Source organism: Tolypothrix bouteillei VB521301 (genome assembly GCF_000760695.4).
GTDB classification, from domain to species: Bacteria; Cyanobacteriota; Cyanobacteriia; order Cyanobacteriales; family Nostocaceae; genus Scytonema; species Scytonema bouteillei_A.
In genome coordinates this window covers 3438475-3458446 of record NZ_JHEG04000001.1, presented here as the reverse complement: position 1 = coordinate 3458446, position 19972 = coordinate 3438475, and the positions used below count along the sequence as shown (strand labels likewise).

Annotated in this window: 13 protein-coding genes, 1 tRNA gene and 1 pseudogene; 8 read left to right on the top strand and 7 right to left on the bottom strand. The window is 40.2% G+C overall.

The window, feature by feature from the left end:
- Nucleotides 1-74: 74 nt before the first annotated feature.
- Nucleotides 75-1400 carry a serine/threonine protein kinase gene (locus HC643_RS13765; protein ID WP_038073877.1) on the top strand — a complete coding sequence of 442 codons (1326 nt, stop codon included), beginning with the start codon at nucleotides 75-77 and terminating at the stop codon, nucleotides 1398-1400.
- Between the two features lie 66 nt (nucleotides 1401-1466).
- Here the strand turns inward: HC643_RS13765 and HC643_RS13760 are convergent, their stop codons facing one another.
- From HC643_RS13760 to HC643_RS13750, 3 genes are all read right to left on the bottom strand, one after another.
- Nucleotides 1467-2510, bottom strand: coding sequence for a pentapeptide repeat-containing protein (locus HC643_RS13760; RefSeq protein ID WP_050045762.1), 1044 nt, complete (start codon nucleotides 2508-2510; stop codon nucleotides 1467-1469).
- Nucleotides 2511-3024: 514 nt separating this feature from the next.
- Nucleotides 3025-4665: an ABC-F family ATP-binding cassette domain-containing protein gene (locus tag HC643_RS13755; protein ID WP_167844680.1), complete on the bottom strand. Its 1641-nt coding sequence runs from the start codon at nucleotides 4663-4665 to the stop codon at nucleotides 3025-3027.
- A gap of 989 nt (nucleotides 4666-5654) precedes the next feature.
- Nucleotides 5655-6608: a response regulator gene (locus HC643_RS13750; protein WP_038073874.1), complete on the bottom strand. Its 954-nt coding sequence runs from the start codon at nucleotides 6606-6608 to the stop codon at nucleotides 5655-5657.
- 288 nt (nucleotides 6609-6896) lie between these two features.
- Between HC643_RS13750 and HC643_RS13745 the strand changes: the two genes are divergently transcribed.
- On the top strand, nucleotides 6897-7976 hold the full coding sequence (locus tag HC643_RS13745; protein WP_038073871.1) for a RuBisCO accumulation factor 1: 1080 nt from the start codon (nucleotides 6897-6899) through the stop codon (nucleotides 7974-7976).
- A 233-nt stretch (nucleotides 7977-8209) separates the two neighbouring features.
- Nucleotides 8210-9082 (top strand): hypothetical protein, encoded by an 873-nt coding sequence (locus HC643_RS13740; RefSeq protein WP_038073906.1) that lies wholly within the window; start codon nucleotides 8210-8212, stop codon nucleotides 9080-9082.
- A gap of 77 nt (nucleotides 9083-9159) precedes the next feature.
- On the opposite strand, the gene HC643_RS13735 is transcribed toward HC643_RS13740, so the two are convergent.
- The 4 genes from HC643_RS13735 to pds form a co-directional block, all read right to left on the bottom strand.
- Nucleotides 9160-10476 carry an ABC transporter substrate-binding protein gene (locus HC643_RS13735; RefSeq protein WP_038073863.1) on the bottom strand — a complete coding sequence of 439 codons (1317 nt, stop codon included), beginning with the start codon at nucleotides 10474-10476 and terminating at the stop codon, nucleotides 9160-9162.
- Between the two features lie 260 nt (nucleotides 10477-10736).
- A tRNA-Ser gene (locus HC643_RS13730) sits at nucleotides 10737-10828 on the bottom strand.
- A 116-nt stretch (nucleotides 10829-10944) separates the two neighbouring features.
- Complete coding sequence (crtB, locus tag HC643_RS13725; protein WP_038073860.1) at nucleotides 10945-11877, bottom strand: 15-cis-phytoene synthase CrtB; 933 nt, start codon at nucleotides 11875-11877, stop codon at nucleotides 10945-10947.
- Nucleotides 11861-13300: a 15-cis-phytoene desaturase gene (pds, locus tag HC643_RS13720; RefSeq protein WP_038073857.1), complete on the bottom strand. Its 1440-nt coding sequence runs from the start codon at nucleotides 13298-13300 to the stop codon at nucleotides 11861-11863. Before pds ends, crtB begins: the two co-directional genes overlap by 17 nt.
- Nucleotides 13301-14052: 752 nt before the next feature.
- Between pds and HC643_RS13715 the strand changes: the two genes are divergently transcribed.
- The 5 genes and pseudogenes from HC643_RS13715 (at nucleotide 14053) to HC643_RS13695 (ending at nucleotide 19962) form a co-directional block, all read left to right on the top strand.
- The gene (locus tag HC643_RS13715) at nucleotides 14053-15279 is read left to right on the top strand and encodes a septal ring lytic transglycosylase RlpA family protein (protein WP_038073854.1); all 1227 of its coding nucleotides are present in this window, start codon (nucleotides 14053-14055) and stop codon (nucleotides 15277-15279) included.
- Nucleotides 15280-15739: 460 nt separating this feature from the next.
- Nucleotides 15740-15931: pseudogene (locus HC643_RS42565) on the top strand (hypothetical protein); the annotation flags it as partial.
- A 178-nt stretch (nucleotides 15932-16109) separates the two neighbouring features.
- Complete coding sequence (locus tag HC643_RS13705) at nucleotides 16110-16367, top strand: hypothetical protein (protein ID WP_038073851.1); 258 nt, start codon at nucleotides 16110-16112, stop codon at nucleotides 16365-16367.
- A 196-nt stretch (nucleotides 16368-16563) separates the two neighbouring features.
- Complete coding sequence (locus HC643_RS13700) at nucleotides 16564-16758, top strand: hypothetical protein (protein ID WP_336604366.1); 195 nt, start codon at nucleotides 16564-16566, stop codon at nucleotides 16756-16758.
- A 735-nt stretch (nucleotides 16759-17493) separates the two neighbouring features.
- Nucleotides 17494-19962, top strand: coding sequence for a dynamin family protein (locus tag HC643_RS13695; RefSeq protein ID WP_038073844.1), 2469 nt, complete (start codon nucleotides 17494-17496; stop codon nucleotides 19960-19962).
- Nucleotides 19963-19972: the final 10 nt, after the last annotated feature.

Genomic DNA, 19972 nt, shown 5'->3' with positions numbered 1-19972 from the left:
TATGGGATAGCGAGCCGCATCCGCCACAAGTGTTGATTTAAGGCTCATTTGACTTTGTTGAGAGGAATTTGGCGATGCTAGAAGTAGGACAAATATTACAAACTCGCTATCAACTCAAAGAGAACCTGGGGCAAAATGGCGGTCGTCAAACTTGGCTGGCTGAAGATTTAAAAACACAGCCAAGCGAACGTGTCATTGTGAAACTGCTGACATTTGGCGATCGAGTGCAGTGGGAAAGTCTGAGACTTTTTGAGCGAGAAGCTAATATTCTCAAGCAATTAGACCATCCTCGAATTCCTAAGTATCGGGATTATTTTTCTATTGACGATCGCATTCTCTGGTTTGGTCTAGTTCAGGATTTCATACCAGGTTCCTCCTTGAGGGAGTTGCTGACTCAAGGGCAGAAATTTTCGGAAAAGCAAATTCGCCAAATTGCCACAGATATCTTAAATATTTTAGTCTATTTGCACGAACTTAACCCAGCTGTGCTTCATCGAGACATTAAACCCAGTAATTTAATTCTGGGAGAAGACAAGCGAATTTACCTCGTTGACTTTGGAGCCGTACAAGATCGAGCCATTACAGAAAGAGCCACTTTTACCGTGATTGGGACTTATGGTTATGCTCCCATGGAGCAGTTTGGTGGTCGAGCCGTTCCTGCAAGCGATCTTTACGCTTTAGGTGCTAGTTTAATTCATTTACTGACAGGGATACCACCAGCAGATTTACCACAACGAAAGATGCGGATTCAGTTTAGCGATCGCGTCAGCATAGACCCCCATTTAATAAGATGGATTGAAATCCTTACAGAACCCGATGTAGAAGAGCGATTTAGTACGGCTCGTCAAGCTTTAAAAGCACTCGATACACCTCAAAATTCCAAAACCTATCTTCCAATTCACAAGCCACAAAGCAGTAGAATTCAAATTAAGAAATCTGCACGCAAACTGAACATCAAACTTCCCAAAAGAGGCCTAAAAACTTTAGATTTTTGCAGTCTAATAATTGGATTAACTGCATCTAGTCTATTTGCTGGATTATTTAGTATGGGAACAGGTTTAGGACCCTTAATTTTGTTAGCTGGTTCGATTCTTTCACTCAGTTCCTTGATTGCGCCGCTGACTGAAACCAACGTTGACTTTCAAAGAGATACTTTTACAATTACATGGAGTATTTTGGGTAAGCGTTACCGATATCTTGATGGAAACACGCAAGACATACACAATGTTTATGTTTACATTTATCAATCCAAAGGAGGAGAAGATTCTTCAGAAAGAATGAAACTGATCGTTGCAGCGGGTGAAGATAAATACAAATTTGGAGATTTTGATTTTAAAACGAGTGAACCAGAATGTCTTTGGTTAATTCAAGAGATAAAAGATTGGCTGGGACTGAGATAAATTATGAAGGATGAATGATGAATTATGAATGCTCAAACCTTCAATTCATAATTCAGAATTTATAATTCATAATTCATCAAACAGTGCTTTTTCCCAATTTTTAGCGGACTTGATTTGTTCTATTTCAAGACTTTTAACAGATCGGAAATCAGCATCACTCAGGTTAGCACCTTTGAGATTAGCACCACTGAGGTTAGCACCGCTTAAATTCGCTTCTTGGAGATTAGCACTGCTGAGGTTAGCACCTTTGAGATTAGCACCACTGAGATTAGCACTACTCAAGTTAGCTTCTTTAAGATTAGCACCGCTGAGGTTGGTATCACTCAAATCGGTATTGCTCAGATTGGCACTCCAAAGTTGGGCATTGCTTAGGTCTGCTGAAAACAGGATAGCATTATTAAGAATAGAACTGTTAAGATTAGCACCAATCAGATTGGCATTACAGAGATCGGCACAGTTGAGATCGGCAAAGAAAAGTGTAGCACCATTAAGATTGGCACCGCTTAAATTAGCCTCATTTAGGGTGGCAAAAAAGAGATTGGCATTGCTGAGATTGGCGGAGATGAGATTGGCATCACTGAGGTTAGCACCATTTAAATCGGCATTGCTAAGGTTGGCATTACTAAAGATGCAATCATTAAAATCAACTTCTTTAAGATCGGCGTTTCTAAGATTGATTTCACTTAAATTAGCACCAGGAACGTCAATTCCTTTCAGAGAAACTCGGTACTTATTCAAATCTTCTAGTGCTTTAATTCTAGCGTAGCTAGTAGAAACTTTTGCCGCTGATGCATTATCAACAACTTGCCATGCCTCATATATTCTGTTTTCGCGACGTTCTTGGCTTTCTAATATATATAAAATGGCTACGGTTAATATACTAAAACCTTCAATATTGCTTGGTGCAAATATAGAAATTACTTGTCTGAAATAACAATTTTGTAAAGGTTCTTTAATCCGACAAAATTCTTGATTGTTAGACCATTTATCTATACAACTTGCTATTACCATAATAATATAAGCAATAGTAAAAGCAATAACTACACGAAACCAGAGTTGATTTAAATAATTTTTCCACAAGGTGATTGTATGGTATTGTATATTTTTCAACTTTCATCACCTCCTAATTATTAACGCGAGTTTACTGAAGTCAAAACAGACAGCACCCCAAACCCCTCCCCTGCAAAGAGAGGGCTTTCAAACCCTGATGATAAGATTGGTTTTCCTCTGCCGTTTGATGAGAGGAAGTGAGTGTGAGGTCTGTCGAACTCACGTTAATTTTTAAAATGTTAATTTATAAAAATGACAATCAAATTAACACTACTAAAGTACATTAAAACAAAATCCTAGCATTTTAAGTTTCAAAATATACATCTCGTAATGTACAAAAATTTACATTCTTTGGATTTTGGAGATGTGTCAAACGGTAGATCTTTACATATCTAAAAATTTTGCTGGTAGAAATACATCTAGAGCAAGCTCTACAGGTTAAAGAATTATCTATTGCGTCGTCCTTTATAACAAGCATAGATAATTTATAAAAAATTGTAAGTACTAAGTATTCTAGGGTGGGCATTACCCGCCCTATCTCAGTTCAAAAATAAAAGAGACTCATTCAACACTTCTAGCTAGTAAGTAACTCTTGATAATATTGTTCGGGTTTGCTGGGTAAGTATGTGGTCATTTGCAGGGTTTGCTGGCTCAACTTATAAGCTTGGTGAATATCAATGCGGCTTAAGAAATCCAAATCGTGAGAAATGATCCAAAGCGCACCTTGATATTCATTAAGACTTTCTACCATTTGATTGACGGTTTCGATATCCAAATTGTTTGTTGGTTCATCAAGAATCAGCAGATCGATTTCGGAAATACTGATAATCGCGATCGCTAACCTTGCTAATTCACCCCCACTTAAAACTGATGCTGGTTTGTTGACATCATCATATTTAAATAGGAAGTGTCCCAACTGCTGTCGCAAAAGCTGATAGCTAAGATTGGGGTTAGCAGCTTGCATATTTTCGAGAATTGTCTGAGTACGATTGACGATTTCGTAAGTTTGGTCGAGATATACAGCTTTTGTTGTCGATCTTGAAGCCAGTATAGCGGTTGAGCTATCTTTAAGCTCTATCGATAACTTATTGGTTAAATACCGTGCATCATCTGTTGCCAATTTAGGCAAAATAGCTTTTGCCAGACTTGATTTGCCAGAACCATTAGCACCAGCTACAGTTATGCGATCGCCTGAAGAAAGATGAAGCTGAATGTTTTTAATTAGCAAGCTTTCACCTACCCAAAGATTCGCACCCTGAATATCAATAAGATTTCTCCGTTTTTGACTTCTTTCTTCCAATTGAATACTTGTAGCCTTTGCTGTTCTGACTTTTGTCTCTGTAAATTTCTGTGTTGCCTTCTCAACAATGGCTTCATGTTTTTGTTTTGCAATTCCTGCTGTTACCTCTGCTTTTCGTTTCATCATTCCAGCTACAATTTTAGGAATGCTACCTGCTAGCTGCTCACCTCTTTTGCGGGATTGGGCTGCTCTTTGCTGTTCTTGTAATGCTGAGGCTTTAGCACGTTTGAGTTCTTTTCTCGCAACTTCATGCGATCGCAATGCTGCTTCTAACTCTGTTTCTTTTTGTTCTCGGTATAAAGAAAAATGACCTCCATAAACTTTGATTCCCTCTGGTGTGAGTTCCCAAGTTATTTCTGTTACTTGGTCTAAGAAAAATGGTTTGTGCGAAACAAGGACAAATGCTCCTTCAAAGTTATTGAGAAAGCCTTTTAAACTTTCTAACGCCATCAAATCCATATGGTTAGTTGGTTCGTCTAACAGTAACAACTTTGGTTGTTGTGCTAAACCAATAGCTAGGAATAACTTTGTGAGTTCACCACCACTAAGATTGAAAAGCGGTAAGGATAAATCGAGATTGGTATTGAATTGTGTTTCCAAAATGGCTTCAATATCCCACCATTCCTCAGAAATAGAACTTAAAAAATCAAGAACTGTTTCTGCTTTACTCTCCTGTTTAATAGTGCTGATTTGCGGTAAGTAGTATATTGTGCCTTGACGCGTAATAGAACCCGTTGTGGGATTAAGTTGAGCGGCTAAGATTTTTAAGAGAGTTGATTTTCCCACTCCATTAGAACCAACTAAAGCAATGCGATCTTTCTCTGCAATGCTGAGATGAACGCCTTTAAATAAGACCCTAGTTGCGCTAAGTTCATAGCCCAAATTTTCAGCCAACAATATTGATTTTTTCTGCATTCTTTCCAAACCCCAATAAAACTATGTAGTGCATAGTTTCCCCACCCATTCCCTTCTTCCTTCTCCCACGGGAAGAAGAGTTAGGGATGAGGATAATTCATGCTTCTATCCAATAACGTAAATATTTGTCCCCATACTATGACGATCGCTGAGTCAGGAGAAAGCAGGCGGTGAGACCAATGCTAGAGCAGGGTTTCCTCCGCAGCCAACGCCGGACAATCCGAAGGTAACGCTCGTTCTATAAGATGTGAGACTTTGCTTAAAGCCAAAAAATTCTGTTGTCAGTCCCTATTGTTTTTGGGAACCGTTTTTTGCTACTACTTCATTTCAACTATCTGAGGAGTATTGAGGGTTTATTCTAGATACATTATAGTAGTATGGGATTCCAGAAAGGTAATTGAAAATTACCTCAAACTCTTTCAGGCGGAAAAGTTTTACCTGGATTTGTACTTACTCCCTTCCCGCTCGAAGATTTCTTAATTAAATGAACCGCAGAGGCGCAGAGGACACAGAGGAAAGAGGAGAAGAAGATCGGTAGTCTTATGGCGGAAAGGGAGTAATATGCAACGCATTGGGGCTAGTAACGGTGAGGTACACCCCCCTTTCATCCCCCCGATGCTTTGGGGGACAGAGGGGGGTAATTTTTGTACCTCACCAAGTTGAAATCTGCTGTATCTCTTCTCGTATGAGATAAGCAGCCAACTGCGCTAGTGGAAGCAAGAATTGTTGAAGGATGTCTTAGTATGTCTGGTTAATATAAAGCAGAACTCATCGAACTATCCGTACCATTGTGTAGCGTTAGGCGGGCGCACTGTAATCGTGAAAACTGCATTGGGAGCCCTCTTCCAAAAGGAAAGGGCTCCCAACTCCTTTGAGAGAAGGGTTTTATTCAGTAACGACCACCATTTGTTGTAGTGTGGACGTCCCTCTCCGTCCCACAATATGGAATAATTTTCCCCCTAGAAATTCCTAAGACTTTTGCTGATTTACTAAGTCGGTTGATAGTGACGAGTGGTAATCAGCGCCATCGCAACTAGTTGTGCTGATAGATGAATCAGTTTCAGTTCATCTTCACGTAAAGTGCAAGGTTGTTTCCATTGTAGGGACAGCACCGCCAAAACTTCTTCTCGAAAAGTGATGGGGATAATCAAGTGGGCTTGGACGCTGTTCGACTGATAGTGAGCAACACCAGCTAGCTTTTGATCGTTGGGTATATTGACTGAAACTTGTAGTTGCTGGTTGGCAATGGCTTCTGTTGTCAGGGGGTCGCGATCGAGCCAATTTTCTAAACTTCCTCCATTGCTGTAAGTGCCTTGCTTTGCAATCAAAGCCTTACCCTCTACGAGTTGCAAAATACACCCATCTGCAGAAAAACTATCGCCGAATGCTTTGGCGATAGGATCGAGTGCTGCTTCCAGGCTAGAAGCTTGTTGAGTCACGTGTACGAGGACAGCTAGTAACCCCATTTGAGCATTGGCGCGTCTCAATTCTTCAGTCCGTTGCTTTAGCAATTCATAGGTTTCTACTGCTCGCTGTACTACTGCCTTGAGTTCAACGGGGTCCCAAGGCTTGGTAATGTACTTGTAGACTTGTCCGGCGTTGATTGCTTCTACTAAATCTTCAATATCAGTAAAGCCGGTAAGAATAATTCTAACCGTGTCGGGAAATTGAGGAACGGTCTTACTGAGAAACTCTGTTCCTTTCATTTCTGGCATCCTCTGGTCGGAGATAATAACTGCGACTTCTCCTTCTGATGCCAACACTTGCAGCGCATTCACTCCACTGTCTGCTTTTAGAACTTGAAAGTCCCGGCGGAAAGTCCGATACAGCAAATCAAGATTATCTGGCTCGTCGTCAACCACTAGCATTTTTGCCTTTCTACGGCTTTCTACATTCACGAGTTGACGGCGGATTTTATCTAATTCGGGAAGGGGATTATTCATAAACAGATTCCTTTTAATCTTGATTTTTTGTTATATTCTGTACTCAGCAGGCTTAAAACTTAACACAATCTTAGGCATAAGTAATATTTCATCGCACCTGAACTGGTTATACTCACTTTTGACAAAAACTACAAGAAAAATCGCAGACAAATTCAACTTTTTGCATGCGTAAATTTACGTATTATTAATATTTATTAATGCTCGGTAACATCTTCCTTTCTACCTTCTGGCTTTCTTCTTGTAAATTTTTAATATAGTCTTCTCCTCTAAAAGCTTGCTGAAACACTTATGACTGACTTACCACCTAATGTTCAAGAGCCAAATAACAACGATGTAGCCCTAGAGTTGCTAAGAAAACTCAGACAAAAACAAGGTAACTGGGTGGAATGGGGAATTGCGATCGCCCAACTGCAAAAACTAGGTTATAATCCACAAGAAATTTTTGAAGCAACTGGATTTGAGCCCGTACAACAAAATCAAGTCACTGTTGGCGCACAAGTTTACAATTCTATAGAAAAAGTAAATGCACCAGCAGAAGTGCGATCGCATTACTCCACCAGAGGTAGCGATATTTTGTATGAATTTCGCCTGCTAACCCAAGAAGAAAGGACAGCAGCAGCCGAACTGGCCTTCCAAAATAAAATTGATGTTGATGGTGCAAAAGAAATCGCCAAGGCAATAAAAGAGTTTTCTCGCTTCCGTACCCTACCAGAGGGATTTGAGAATCATCCAGGCGATGCTGTTGCCTATCAAGCTTGGAAGTTAGCCCGTCAAAACACAGATTTACAAGAACGTTCTCGCTTGATTGCCAAAGGTTTGCGCTTTGCCTACTCGCAAACCGCCCGGAAACAAATCGAACAATTACTTACCGATTTTACCGTTGTTCCCAGTCGTCCCGCTCCTTCTCTGCCTTTTTATCGCTTGGAATCAGAAGCGGACTTACCTCGTGCTATACCAGTAGTTGGTGAACTACCACTGACACAAGAAGATTTGCAAGCAGTACCCCTCATTGAGGAGATAGAACCATTTCGCATGGTTAAATTTGCCGGAGAGCAAGCTTGGGTTCCTTTACCCGGCTGGCAAGTCTTGCTAAGTGCAGAAGACCCCGTGGCGATATTGTGTAAAAGCGGTAAATTTCCCAACCAGATCCAAAATCCATCAGAACCAGTGTTGGTAGTTGTAGACCGCGCTCAACGAGAATGGGACTCAAACAGTTATTTTGTAGTAGATAACTCTGGAGAATTAGACTTTCAGTGGTTTGAAACATCCCCAGAAGTCCCTCTTTTGGGAAGAATCATTGTGATTGTAAAACCCAGGAGAATTGTAGATGAAAATGTAACCAAAGATTCTTGGCAAATTGATGAGTAGGTAAGAACGTTCAGAATCAAGACCGCTTGAATAAGATAAAAAGTCCTCACTATATGCCATGTAGAGGCGGTTTCATTCAGAAGGTCTTGAAATAATTGAAAATTTCTGCACGGGCATATCCAATAGAGGATGATGGAATGATTTTTTTAGTGTTAAATGGTGGATATTGCTAAAAGTTGGCTGAAAATCTGACAAGTTAATTATTTTTCAGGCAATATTTTTGAGGAGTGATTGTGAACACTATTTTTTTCCGTAAAAATGCTTTTTGCTTGCTAAGTCTATCGGCTGTAGCACTTCTTGGTGTCAGCGTGCCTGCTGTTGCTCAAGTAGCAGATACTGCAAACGGCGAGCAGTTGACATTATCTTCTGGAACTGAAGTATCTCCCCAAACAACACCCGTTGAGGTAGAAAACTTCTATCCAAATGTTTTTACTCCATCTGTGCAGGAATCTTCTGTTCCCGAAAATACTGTGGCATCTGCTGGTGAGCTAAATCGGGTGCAGCCAGTACAAAATCACACACAACCGGAAACTTCTAACAATGTAGTGACTCCCGTACCGGGAACGACGTTCACATCATCAGCAGTGCTTGTCACTCCCCAAAATACAGAAACGCAGCTTAAGCCATCTACTTCTCAAGTAGCACAATCCGATATTACGACTGTCGATCCAGGGCGAAGAACTCGCGGTGGCTCGAGCTATATCGGGATAGGAGGAAACATCGGCTTGGGTGGCGACTCTGCTTTGGGCGATGGGAACTTTATGGTTCTCAGCAAAATCGGGCTGACACGTGTTTTATCTGCGCGTCCCTCAGTTGTGATTGGAGACGATACAGCTATTCTCATTCCGGTAACTTATGACTTTTCATTCAGGTCGATAGATCCTTTCTCCGAACCATTGCCTATTGCTCCTTATCTTGGTGCTGGTGTCGCTATTGAAACGAGCGACGATGCTGATGTTGCTTTCTTGCTAACTGGTGGTATTGACGTACCAATATCATCTCAGTTTACGGCAACAGCTGCGGTAAATGCAGCATTTTTTGATAATACAGATGTTGGTTTGGCGATTGGAATTGGTTACAACTTTGGCAGTCTCTTTGGTCGTTAAATAAAGACTCACTCAGGTGGGCATTGCCCACCTTAATCGTGCATTTAATTCAAAGTCAGATTGACTGGTAATCTACTTTACTGCGGACTTACTTTGTCAATGGTTTTGAGTTTGCCATCAGCTTCTACACTCCAGACATTATAAATACCAATGACATCACCGTTTGCGTCAACATCTACGTTGCCACTTGCTCCTTGGTAATTAATATCTTTCCCTTCTTTCAGTAGCTTCAATCCCTCACAAACATCTGTGACTTCCACTCCCGGAGCATTCGATACCTCACGGATTTTGTTCGCTATACCTTTACCTGTGTTCTCCTTAGCAGCTTGTGCGGCTAGTACGAGTAAAGCAGTTGCATCCCATGATTGAGGAGCGAATTCTCCTGGTGAACCACCTTTTTTCGATTGCCAAAGTTTGGTAAGAGCATCTAATGCTTTTCCGTTAGAACCCGGTACTGTACCAATTACGCCAGTGACAATATATTTTCCATCGTTTGTTTTGCCAACTTGTTGGGGAAACTCATCTGACTTCATACCATCAGTCAGCATCACCTGAACCCCCTGGAGCAATCCTTGCTGGTATGCTGATTTTAAAAGCAAGCTACCTGTTTCTACATAAAAAACTCCCAGAACGGCATCCGGTTTGCCCCCAAAAGCCGCTGCGGCTTCACTCTCAAACGTGGTTGATTTGGGGTCGTAACGAACTGGGTTGTTTTTGTTAACAACAGTTCCCCCCAATTTCTCAAAAGCTCGTACAAATGCTTGTTCAAAACCAACGCCGTAATCGTTATTAATTACGAGGGTGGAAACTCGCTTGTAACCTCTTTTATTTGCCAGTGTTGCTAGGGCTGGTCCTTGATAGCTATCAGGTGGAACAGTACGCGCCCAAAAGCCTTTAAATTCTCCTTTTTTTGCTTGTTCGGTAAATACGGGGCTTGTACTACCGGGAGAAATGAGCATGACTTTGTTCTGAGTAGCAATTGAGACAGCAGCAGTAGAAACGCTGCTGGCAAAGGAACCGACCACACCCGCTACCTTATCTACAGTTGCAAGTTTTGTCATACCGATCGCACCCGCTTTAGGATCGGTTTGGTCGTCTACCTGAATGAGTGTCACGGGTTGACCGTTGACACCGCCACAAGCATTGACTGTCTCAACTAAAAAGGGAACTGCTGGTATCATTTGTTGCCCGATAGAGGATAGATCTCCAGTTGCTGGGAGCAAGGAACCTATTTTTAGCCCACTACCACTACCAGTTGTATTTGAGCTTCCTGGGGTTGTGTTACCACTACTAGTTGTTGGAGTTTGAGGGGCTTGGGTATCACAAGCGGCTGTCAGGAAACCCACGCCTGTTGTTAATAAAGCCAGTGCTAAGGCTGTGCTTGTTCTTTTCATGCAGTAAATTTCACTCCTCTTCTTTAATAGGAGCCTGAATATTAAAATTAAAATTTGACTAAATTTCCAGAAGTCGTTTTAACTGTGTATACCGGGACTTATGAAAAAGCAATTGGCGATCGGTGATTGTTCCCCAGTCTCCAATTCCTGTTTTGAAGTCAGGTCAGTTTTTCTATTGGCTCCAGAAGATAAATAATAACAGCAATATCCCCCAATAGGAGGATGTATCTTTTCTTAATTTATTTTTCTTTTGCGAAAAACGGAGAGGGAGGGATTCGAACCCTCGGTACGGCCTTACGAACCGTACAACAGATTAGCAATCTGCCGCTTTCGACCACTCAGCCACCTCTCCAGGGTCACGAATACTAATGTTACCAGAACAAAATTTGGCTTGTCAATAGTTAATTGTCATTTGTCATCGATCTCTTGTCCTTTGTATGACAAATGACCGATGACCGAGGACTAACCTCATAACACTTGTGCTCGCAACCATGCCACTGGTAAAGTACTTAGCTTTTGTAATTTCGGCACGTAAGCACGCTGATTGAACACGTCATAGTCGCTGCGTTCAATAACCTTGAGAATCCCGCTGTAATGGATGAGAGCCGCCCATACGGGTAACCGCGCATCAGCAGATAGATAGCTGATTCCTCTTTCTGCTGTTGCGTAGAATTGGCGCGTCCTGGTGATTTGGAAGCGCATCAATGCTCGCCATCGCTCATCAATTACACCTTGGATCAAATCTTGCTCGGTGTAATTGAACTTCGCTAAGTCTTCTAGAGGAATATAAATTCTCCCCCGACGTGCGTCTTCTCCTACATCGCGCAGGATATTGGTCATTTGACTGGCAATTCCCAAAGAAATTGCTTCTTCCGTAGGATTATAGGGTGGCTTGCTTTTGTACCAAGGGGCTGATTGGTTGGATGCATCCACGCCCATAACTGCTGTTGACATCAAGCCTACAGTACCAGCGACGCGGTAACAGTAGAGATACAACTCCTCAAAGGTTTGGTAACGACTTCGGTATAGATCCATGCGCTGACCTTCAATCATGTCCCGATAGGGTTGGATGTCCATCGGGCAAGACTGAAGGGTATCCACAAGAGCTACATCGAAATTATCCGTTGGCTGTCCTGCGAAAATAGATTTCAGTTGCTGCTCCCACCGATCCAAAGTTTCCGGTGTGGTGATAGCAGCAACGGGACCATCCACTAGTTCATCTGTACGACGACACCAAGCATAGATTGCCCAAATATGCTTGCGCTTGACCTTACTCATTAGCAAAGTAGCCAGGTAAAAAGTTTTGGCGTACTTTTCTGTGAGTTGGCGACAAAGTTCGTAGGACTCGTCTACCGAGACCAACGTTTTCAGGCGTGGGGGAGAATCAGGCAGTTGCAGCATTCGTTGCAGGCTGAAGGGTTTGCATTTGCAGGCTTGACGATTTTGCTACTGGATGCGCTTCAGCAATCGCCTGCGCTGTCAGCTTACCAGAAAGTACGGCACCTTCCATACTCCCCAAGTAACGTTGCATCGTGTAACTACCTGCTAGATAGAAGTTGGAAACTGGAGTCACTTGTTCTGGACGGTGCTGCTGACGACCGGGCGTTGCTTTGTAAACCGATCGCGGCGTTTTTACGACATGGTATTTTAGCAACTTTGTCGGATTGTCTCCAATGAAGTGGTCGGGAAAGAGTTTTTCTAATTCGGCAAGGGTTGCCTGTAGTATTTCTTCATCAGATTTAGCAATCCAATCGGCTGCTGGTGCTAGAACTAACTCCAGCATTGATTTATCGGGGTTTTCATACCCGCGACAAGTGTTGCTCATGTCAGCATAAACGCTAAGCAAGGGCGATCGCGAAAACAGCAGCTGGTCAATATCTGTTAGTTTACGGTCAAACCATAGCTGTAAGTTTATCACCGGTACGCCTTCCAAACCTTCTAGCTTTTGGAAAAATTCTATTTGCTTCCAAGGTTCTGGCATCATCACCTTCATGACATCCACTGGCATTGCCGAGACGTACATATCGGCTGTTACCACTTCATCGCTTGCTCCATGCAACCCGCGTATGACATATCCTTTGACAGTGCCATCTTCGTTCAGCAAAATTTCTTTCAACGGTGCATTCAACCGAACTTCTCCACCTCGTGAAGTGATATATTCTACCATCGGCTCGCACATCCGTTCTGTTGGCGAACCATCAAGAAAAGCCATTTTTGAGCCATACCTTTCTTGAAGAAATCGATTGAGAGCCGTTAAAAGAATTGTTGCTGAAATTTCTTCTGGATTGATAAAATTTAACGCCTTGGACATGGCGATAAAAACTTCTTTTTCTACCCTTGGAGGAATATTTTGCTTTTTCATCCACTCTCTCCAAGAGTATCGATCCATAGCCTCTACGTACTTTTGCCCCTGAATCATCGCCGGTATCAAACCGATGCCAAAGCGAATTTTTTCCGGCCAGGTGAGCATATCGTTATTTCGTAAAATAGCGATTATGCCGTTCCAAGGGGCTGGTATATCAGGAAAATCAAAGCGACTGTAGGTACCTGGGTTATCAGGCTGATTGAAGATCAACGTGTGTTCTTTCCACTGCAGTCGATCTTCAATACCCAACTCTTTCAGCAACTGCAGCATATTTGGATATGCTCCAAAGAAGATGTGCAGCCCGGTTTCATACCAGTCGCCGTCTTTGTCTTTCCAAGCTGCTACCAGTCCCCCCAACACGTCTCGGCTTTCTAAGACGATTGGAGTGTAACCTGCATCGGTGAGATATTTGGCACAGGATAAGCCTGCTAAACCCGCTCCGGCGATCGCTACTCGCATTTAACCTTTGTGATATTGAATAATTCTTAATCGTTTTATCGCTTTTATTATACTTTGCAATCCGTTACATTTGGCAGTGTTTTTTTTCCAATCTCCCAGAGATTGTGAATTTTCTTTGATCCCTCCTCTTGGGTAATGGGCATACTTATGCAGCAAAAGGCATGATGCATGGGGCATTCAGCATTCTTCTATTCTCGTTTCCCGGCTGCATACTTCTTTGATTATTCCCCGACTCCTTTTCACAAGCCTCACCCTCTCTCATGGAGACAGGGGGGCTTTTTAACCCCGTTTCTATAAGTGCTTAGTAACAGAGGTGGCGTTCTTTTTGTCAGTCAGCCAATCAAGGGAAAAGCCGATCTCCAAACATGAAAAATTTTTTCCCCAGATCCTAACCCTTAACTCCTGATGCCTATATTAATTGATACTTTTTCCAAAATTCCCAATTCCAAAAAATGATGTCAAAAGGCGATTTCTAAACGCTTTGCTGTATTTGAGCGCCAGCCAGTTATAAAAAATTTAAATTGAAATTATAGTAATAAGCAAAAAAGATATCTAAAACTTTTATTTGCTTGTTTAGCAACAACAGGATAATATGATACCTGCTGGGATCGCTCAGTATCTTAATCACAACCAGGGTAAATTCTTACTCTTTAGAAGAGTAGACCGCTGGTTTAGTGATTGGGAAATTGTCATTATCAAGGAACAAGGTTAGCACTGTCAAAAGGTGTACTTACCTGAAAACTGACTGAACCATGATATTTTTTGGACTACTTTGGGTAACATCCTGGATTGGTTCATTTTTGTCGTTGAACCAAAACTTGCCACCAAGTTTGGCTTCAAATATTCTTCCGGCAAAAGTGTCATCCAACTTAGGGAAACTGGTTAACAAACCTCTCCCATTTTTAATCCCCGATAAGCAGCAAATGAATGTTGTAGGCACAACAATGCTGTCAAGAAGGTTTTTAAAATTGGATTGGGGTGATAAGGAATCAAAACCAAATGGCACTCAACCACTCGCTCCGCTCATTAAGAGAGATAAAAATAGCAAAAATCAGTTTTGCGGTCTTCAACAAGAGAATCTAGCCAAGCAGCCTGCTGTTAAAGTTGCAAGTCTTCTACCCGTTCCAAGTTTGATAGAGACAGGGTTCGATAATCGAGATTTTCTCCCAAATCAGATACTGCGATCGCTCCAAAATTTCTTTCGCTTGGACAATCCTATAGAACTGGGATTTGATTCTACTTCTGCGCCTGCTGTAGTTGTTCATCGAGGGACGAGCAATTACGAAGTGTGGCTAAATAACCGTATAGTTGCAAATTTACCAGACCGACAACAAGCCAGTTTAATGCAGCAACGCCTAACACGACTTGTGAAATCATCTAGCTTTGATGCTTCTCGGTTGCGTCCTGCGCTTGTTGATGGAATACCAGCGTTAATGTCAGGCAATCGCTTTTTGTTTGGAATTGGGAAAGAAGTCACTCGAAAAACCCATCGGAGTGCCGATTTATTAGCGATCGAATGGGTAAATAATTTGCGTCAAGCATTGCAAGTGCCCAAGCTATCACTTGTTGAAGGACAGAAGGAAATGTATGGATTGACTTCTTCCAAGAAAAAAATGGCAGGTTTAGCTTCTTGGTACGGTCCTTACTTTCACGGTCGCATGACAGCAAATGGAGAGACATTTAATCAAAACGAATTGACGGTTGCTCACAAATCCTTGCCATTCAACACCTACTTACAGGTAACGAATTTGAAAAATGGCAAGACAGTCATTGTGAGAGTTAACGACCGGGGTCCATATATTCCCCCTAGAAGTTTGGATTTATCCAGGGTAGCAGCTCGCTGTATTGATAGTGAATTAGCCGGAGTTGTACCTTATGAGGCGGTTATTTTGAACAAGAGCGAACCGAGAATGACTTTAAAAAGCCTCAGCTTGAAGATGCAGAAACCACCAAGAAAGCTTGCAGTTATTTCGGAGTAAGCAGCGATCGGTGAATCCTTATACTTAAAAGTAGGGGATTTGAAAAATTAATCAATTTCTTTTTTCATAAATAAATCATGGTGCAAGTACTGTACGCGTAACTCGTCATTTTTCGGTGCTGGTTGATTGCTGGTTACTAGTTATTTGCTAGTAACCAGTTAAATTATTTGTGAGCGAAAAATTAGGGTAAAATTTATCGGAATGACATATTGTATAGAGCTAAATATTTATCAGAGAAAATTTTTGGATATATGGTGCTATTGAACCCAGAACAGGAGATCATTTCTTCCACGAATACCCAAAACTAAACGGAGAACGCTTTCAAGAGTTTTTCAATTGGTGATCGCAGGAATTAGGAGAAGACTACGCCGTTTTACAGATTGACCAAGCCCCATCTCACATGAATTTGACGATTAGTTGGCCTGAAAACATAATTCCTTGACTCCAACCACCTCATTCTCCTGAACTTAATCCTATTGAGAGGCTTTGGGCGTTGCTAAAACAACCGTTAAAAAATGAACTTTTTTGTTCCTTGCAGGCTTTACGCAATCGCATCCAAGAAGTACTTGACCAACTTACACTTGAACAAGTTATGTCCGTCTCTTCTTACAACTTTATTTTAGAAGCCCTTTTCTATGCAGCTTCATATTAAATTTTTATGAGGTCACAAAGCAGTTAGAGCAATACAAGCTTGCTGGTGACAAAATTCTGATAATTGGTGGTGGATCTAAACTCCCCTTACTGAGTGCAGCACTTAAGAAAAAAGGTTTTCTAATGTCAGATAACGGTGCTTTTGACAACCTTAAGGGATTGGTCAGTGAGGTTATGTAATGGCTATAGACAAAATTAGGATTAAAAAGTATCAGCAATCCAAAGTTGAGGAATGGTCACAAGCGTTAGATATCCCGGTAACGAAGTTTATAGAAGATGCTATCAACTTTTACACAAGGTATTTAGATGGCAAACAACCAGTGACTATAGTAGAGCCAGTAAGCCAAGTGAGCCAGAATGAGCAAAAATTACATCCTGAAGTTACTGTGATTGATGTAGAGGAACCAGATGATTTTGATGGTGGGATTGAATTGTAAATATGAGACCTGAAACCAGAAACGCTTTGGTAAGTGCTTATATCCAGTTATAAGGCATTATTGATGAATTGTATATAGCATCTCAAAATGCCCTAAACAACAATCACTATGAGGACGCTAGCTTACTAGAGAGTAGAGCAGATAAACTTTATGAAGAAGCTGAAAATATAGAATTTGTGATTTCAGAACTGGAGGAATGATGAAAACAATTGAAGATTTAAAGACTCGCGCTAAAGAACTCAGTAAGCAAGCTGTTGAACTCCGGCGTAAAGGTTCTGAAGTGTATGAATCAGATCCGCAACAAGCCAAACAGTACCGACAACAGGCAAGAGAAGCTATGAAGCGCTGTCAAGTATTGATACAAGAGATGAAACGCCAACAAGCTGGCTAAAAACTGGCTAGTCTGAATGACTGCTAGTTACTAACTTAATTTATAGAATGCCCTCACTTATAGGGTCATTTTTTATTTTACCTGTATTATTTTAACTTATCTGTTTAAAAGTCAAACAGGAAACCCTAAAAAATCAAAACACCCATCATGAGGCGATTGGGAGTTGGTATGGTAACGTACATACAAAAAACCTCGCCTCTATTTATTATATCAATTTTTCTTGATGAAAAATATTGGAGTTATCACTTCAAGGTAAAGTGAAAAGTTGCCAATATATATTAGATAACATCATTTTTTTCCCCTACTGAAATGCTTTGCTAGTCTTAATTCTTACGATTTTTGATCTATTCGTTTTTTGACTGTATTAAAAATCTGAATCTAAATCAGTAGTATTACATAAGCATTTCAGTTATTTCCAGATTATAAAGAAAAAGTCAAAAGTATCAAATCTAGTTACTAATTCACTACTTTTTACCATAAGATTCCCTCAAGGCACGGCAGCAGCACTACTCATATGTCCACCAGTATCTAAAACTCGGTAGTGTTCACCCTAATAGAATTAGCCATTTTATAGAAGAAAAGAAGAGATACGTGACTCATTCATTGAACACAATTAAACCTAATTAGGTAAAATTTCAACACGAACTATTTTTTCTCTTTTGCCCTTCTCTTAATTTTCAATAAAATCTATATTTGAGTGCAAGTAAAAAATAAAATTTTAAATAGGCTTAAATAATGAACACTAAATTATATAAAGTCTTTGAAGATGTAGAACAAAATGCAAAACTTCTCTCTAAATATTGGCATAACTTCTCTACAGAAATATCTGAACATTTACCTGATACATATCATCCAGAAGTGCAAGAACTTACTGAAAAATTAGAGAAAGCTATTGAAAATTTAGTAAATGAGCTTCAAAATCCTACTCTTACCCTCGCAACAACGGGAACAACTAGTAGCGGTAAAAGCACTTTAGTAAATTTATTATGTGGAGCAGAAATTGTTCCTGTCGCCGTGAGCGAAATGAGTGCAGGGGCAGTAACTATAGAATATAGCGAGAAAAAGTCTTTAATTATCCATGAAACTCCCGGAGCATTATGGGAGTGTGGAGAATGGACAGGTATAAGTGATGAGCGAATTTATCAACGCTTGTATGATGTAATGATAAGTTACATCGATAACAGAGAGAAACAACCTAATTTAGCTTGCCCGCAATCAACCATATCTTATCCTTTCAGACTCATTAAAGAATCAAAACTGGAATTACCCAGAGGTGTCAAGGTAAGAATTATGGATTTACCAGGTTTAGCTTATGTAGGTGATGAAGGTAACGCAAATGTGATTAAACAGTGTCGTGAAGCATTGTGTTTGGTAACCTACAACAGTGCAGAAACCGATCAACAGAAAGTTAGAAGCTTGCTGCAAGAAGTGGTAGAGCAGGTAAAAGATTTAGGCGGTTCTCCTGCACGTATGTTATTTATTCTCAATCGTATCGATGTTTTCCGAGCAGATAGAAATTACCCTGAAACAGAAAATCGCTTTGTTGAAAATGCGATACGCAGTATCAAGTACGAACTTACCGAACATCTAAAAGAATATACAGAAGATATTGAAAAATTGCAAGTTATAAAACTGAGTACGTGGGCGGCTTTATTAGCACTGCAAATAAAAAATAATGATGAAATATACAGTACAGAAGCTTGTAAGAAAGCAGATAACCACTTTAATGGATTGATTGATGAAAACATATTAGAGGATTTACCGCGTAAAGTTGAAAAATGGTCTAGGCATGATCGAAATAGGGTTGCTGATACGTTATGGCAAAAATCTTATGCAGAAGAGTTTCAACAAGGCTTGAGAGCGCATATTAGCCAACATTTTCCCCGGTTAGTTATTCCCCAAGCTATAGAACGTTTTAATATTGCTGCTGGTAATGCTGTTACAGAGTGGGCTTTGCAGACAACAACAGCTTTCCTTAACAGTTCAGAAGAACGCTATCAACAAGAATGTGAAAAAATATCTTGGATTAGATCTACACTTGAGACTTTTCTGCAAATAAGTAATCAAAATCTGAGCAAGCCGTTTGAAGAAATAAATGCCAAAGTTAAACAGGTGCTTGCAAATCCATCAGAAGACGATCCAGTATTTTATTTGGAAAAAAAACTGAAGGAAATCCAAAATATTAAGCCTTACACTGAATTGGGAGAAAAATTATATCCACTTTATGGATGGCGCAGAGAATTAGGTAAAGGGCTTCATCAAATTTTAGAAGCCGTAGCAAAATCTCTAGAAACTGGAAAAGTAGACTTAGATATCACATATTTAAACAAAGCAAATATATTAAATGTAAATTTATTAAATAAAAACTTAAACCGACTAATTAATTTAGGGTATACAGCTTCTATTGCTAAAGAAGGTGAAATAATGGAAGCAAAGACAGAACTAGAAAAAAATAAACTCAAGCAAATAAATGAAGAGTTAAATGAATTATCTATTCATTTAAATATTGTTATGGAGGATGTATTGAAGCAAATTTTTAATCAAGAGTTAAATAGAATGTATCAAGCAGTAGTAGAACTTTTTCATTGTCATTTATCATATCTTGAAAAAGAAGCAAATAAGATTGCGCCTCATATAGCAATTACATTTCCTGAATCTCAAATTGTTAAAGTTGAAAAACATCCTACCATAACCTTTAAATTTAAAGCGGGATTTGCAATTACCCAAGGAAGTTGGCAAGAAGAAAAAGAAACAATTATTACGTTACAAGAAGCACATCAAAGAAATACTATAGGAAAGTCCGGTTGGGAATGGCTTGCTGGAACTATTCAAGGATTTGTAGGCGACTTTGTAGGTAAAGGTGTAATACTACAGAAAAAATATATCGATTATGTACAACGCTCTAGCGATAATGCTGTAATTCCTAGTGTAAGAAATTTACTCGAAGGTTGGATAGATCAAGCTGATGAAGAACAGAGAGAGATTGTATATCAAATTGTCTGTTGGTTACTAGAACAAATTGATTCTTTAAAAAGAAATGTAGATAAAATTCAAAATAATATTATTGACCGTTATCAAGCTAGACTTGATAGAGCCAAGCAAGATATTACTTTAGATTATGAGAATAATAGGAAACTTTGGCAGCCTATGCAACAAAAAGCTCAAAGTATTATAAAAGACTTTAAAAATTTAGAAAAATTTTAAAAAAGGAGCT

Excerpts from the sequence above, each read along its gene's own strand:
- HC643_RS13765 (WP_038073877.1), top strand. The coding sequence starts at position 75 with ATGCTAGAAGTAGGACAAATATTACAAACTCGCTATCAACTCAAAGAG.
- HC643_RS13755 (WP_167844680.1), bottom strand. The coding sequence starts at position 4,665 with ATGCAGAAAAAATCAATATTGTTGGCTGAAAATTTGGGCTATGAACTT.
- HC643_RS13750 (WP_038073874.1), bottom strand. The coding sequence starts at position 6,608 with ATGAATAATCCCCTTCCCGAATTAGATAAAATCCGCCGTCAACTCGTG.
- HC643_RS13745 (WP_038073871.1), top strand. The coding sequence starts at position 6,897 with ATGACTGACTTACCACCTAATGTTCAAGAGCCAAATAACAACGATGTA.
- HC643_RS13735 (WP_038073863.1), bottom strand. The coding sequence starts at position 10,476 with ATGAAAAGAACAAGCACAGCCTTAGCACTGGCTTTATTAACAACAGGC.
- crtB (WP_038073860.1), bottom strand. The coding sequence starts at position 11,877 with ATGCTGCAACTGCCTGATTCTCCCCCACGCCTGAAAACGTTGGTCTCG.
- pds (WP_038073857.1), bottom strand. The coding sequence starts at position 13,300 with ATGCGAGTAGCGATCGCCGGAGCGGGTTTAGCAGGCTTATCCTGTGCC.
- HC643_RS13715 (WP_038073854.1), top strand. The coding sequence starts at position 14,053 with ATGATATTTTTTGGACTACTTTGGGTAACATCCTGGATTGGTTCATTT.
- HC643_RS13705 (WP_038073851.1), top strand. The coding sequence starts at position 16,110 with ATGGCTATAGACAAAATTAGGATTAAAAAGTATCAGCAATCCAAAGTT.
- HC643_RS13700 (WP_336604366.1), top strand. The coding sequence starts at position 16,564 with ATGATGAAAACAATTGAAGATTTAAAGACTCGCGCTAAAGAACTCAGT.
- HC643_RS13695 (WP_038073844.1), top strand. The coding sequence starts at position 17,494 with ATGAACACTAAATTATATAAAGTCTTTGAAGATGTAGAACAAAATGCA.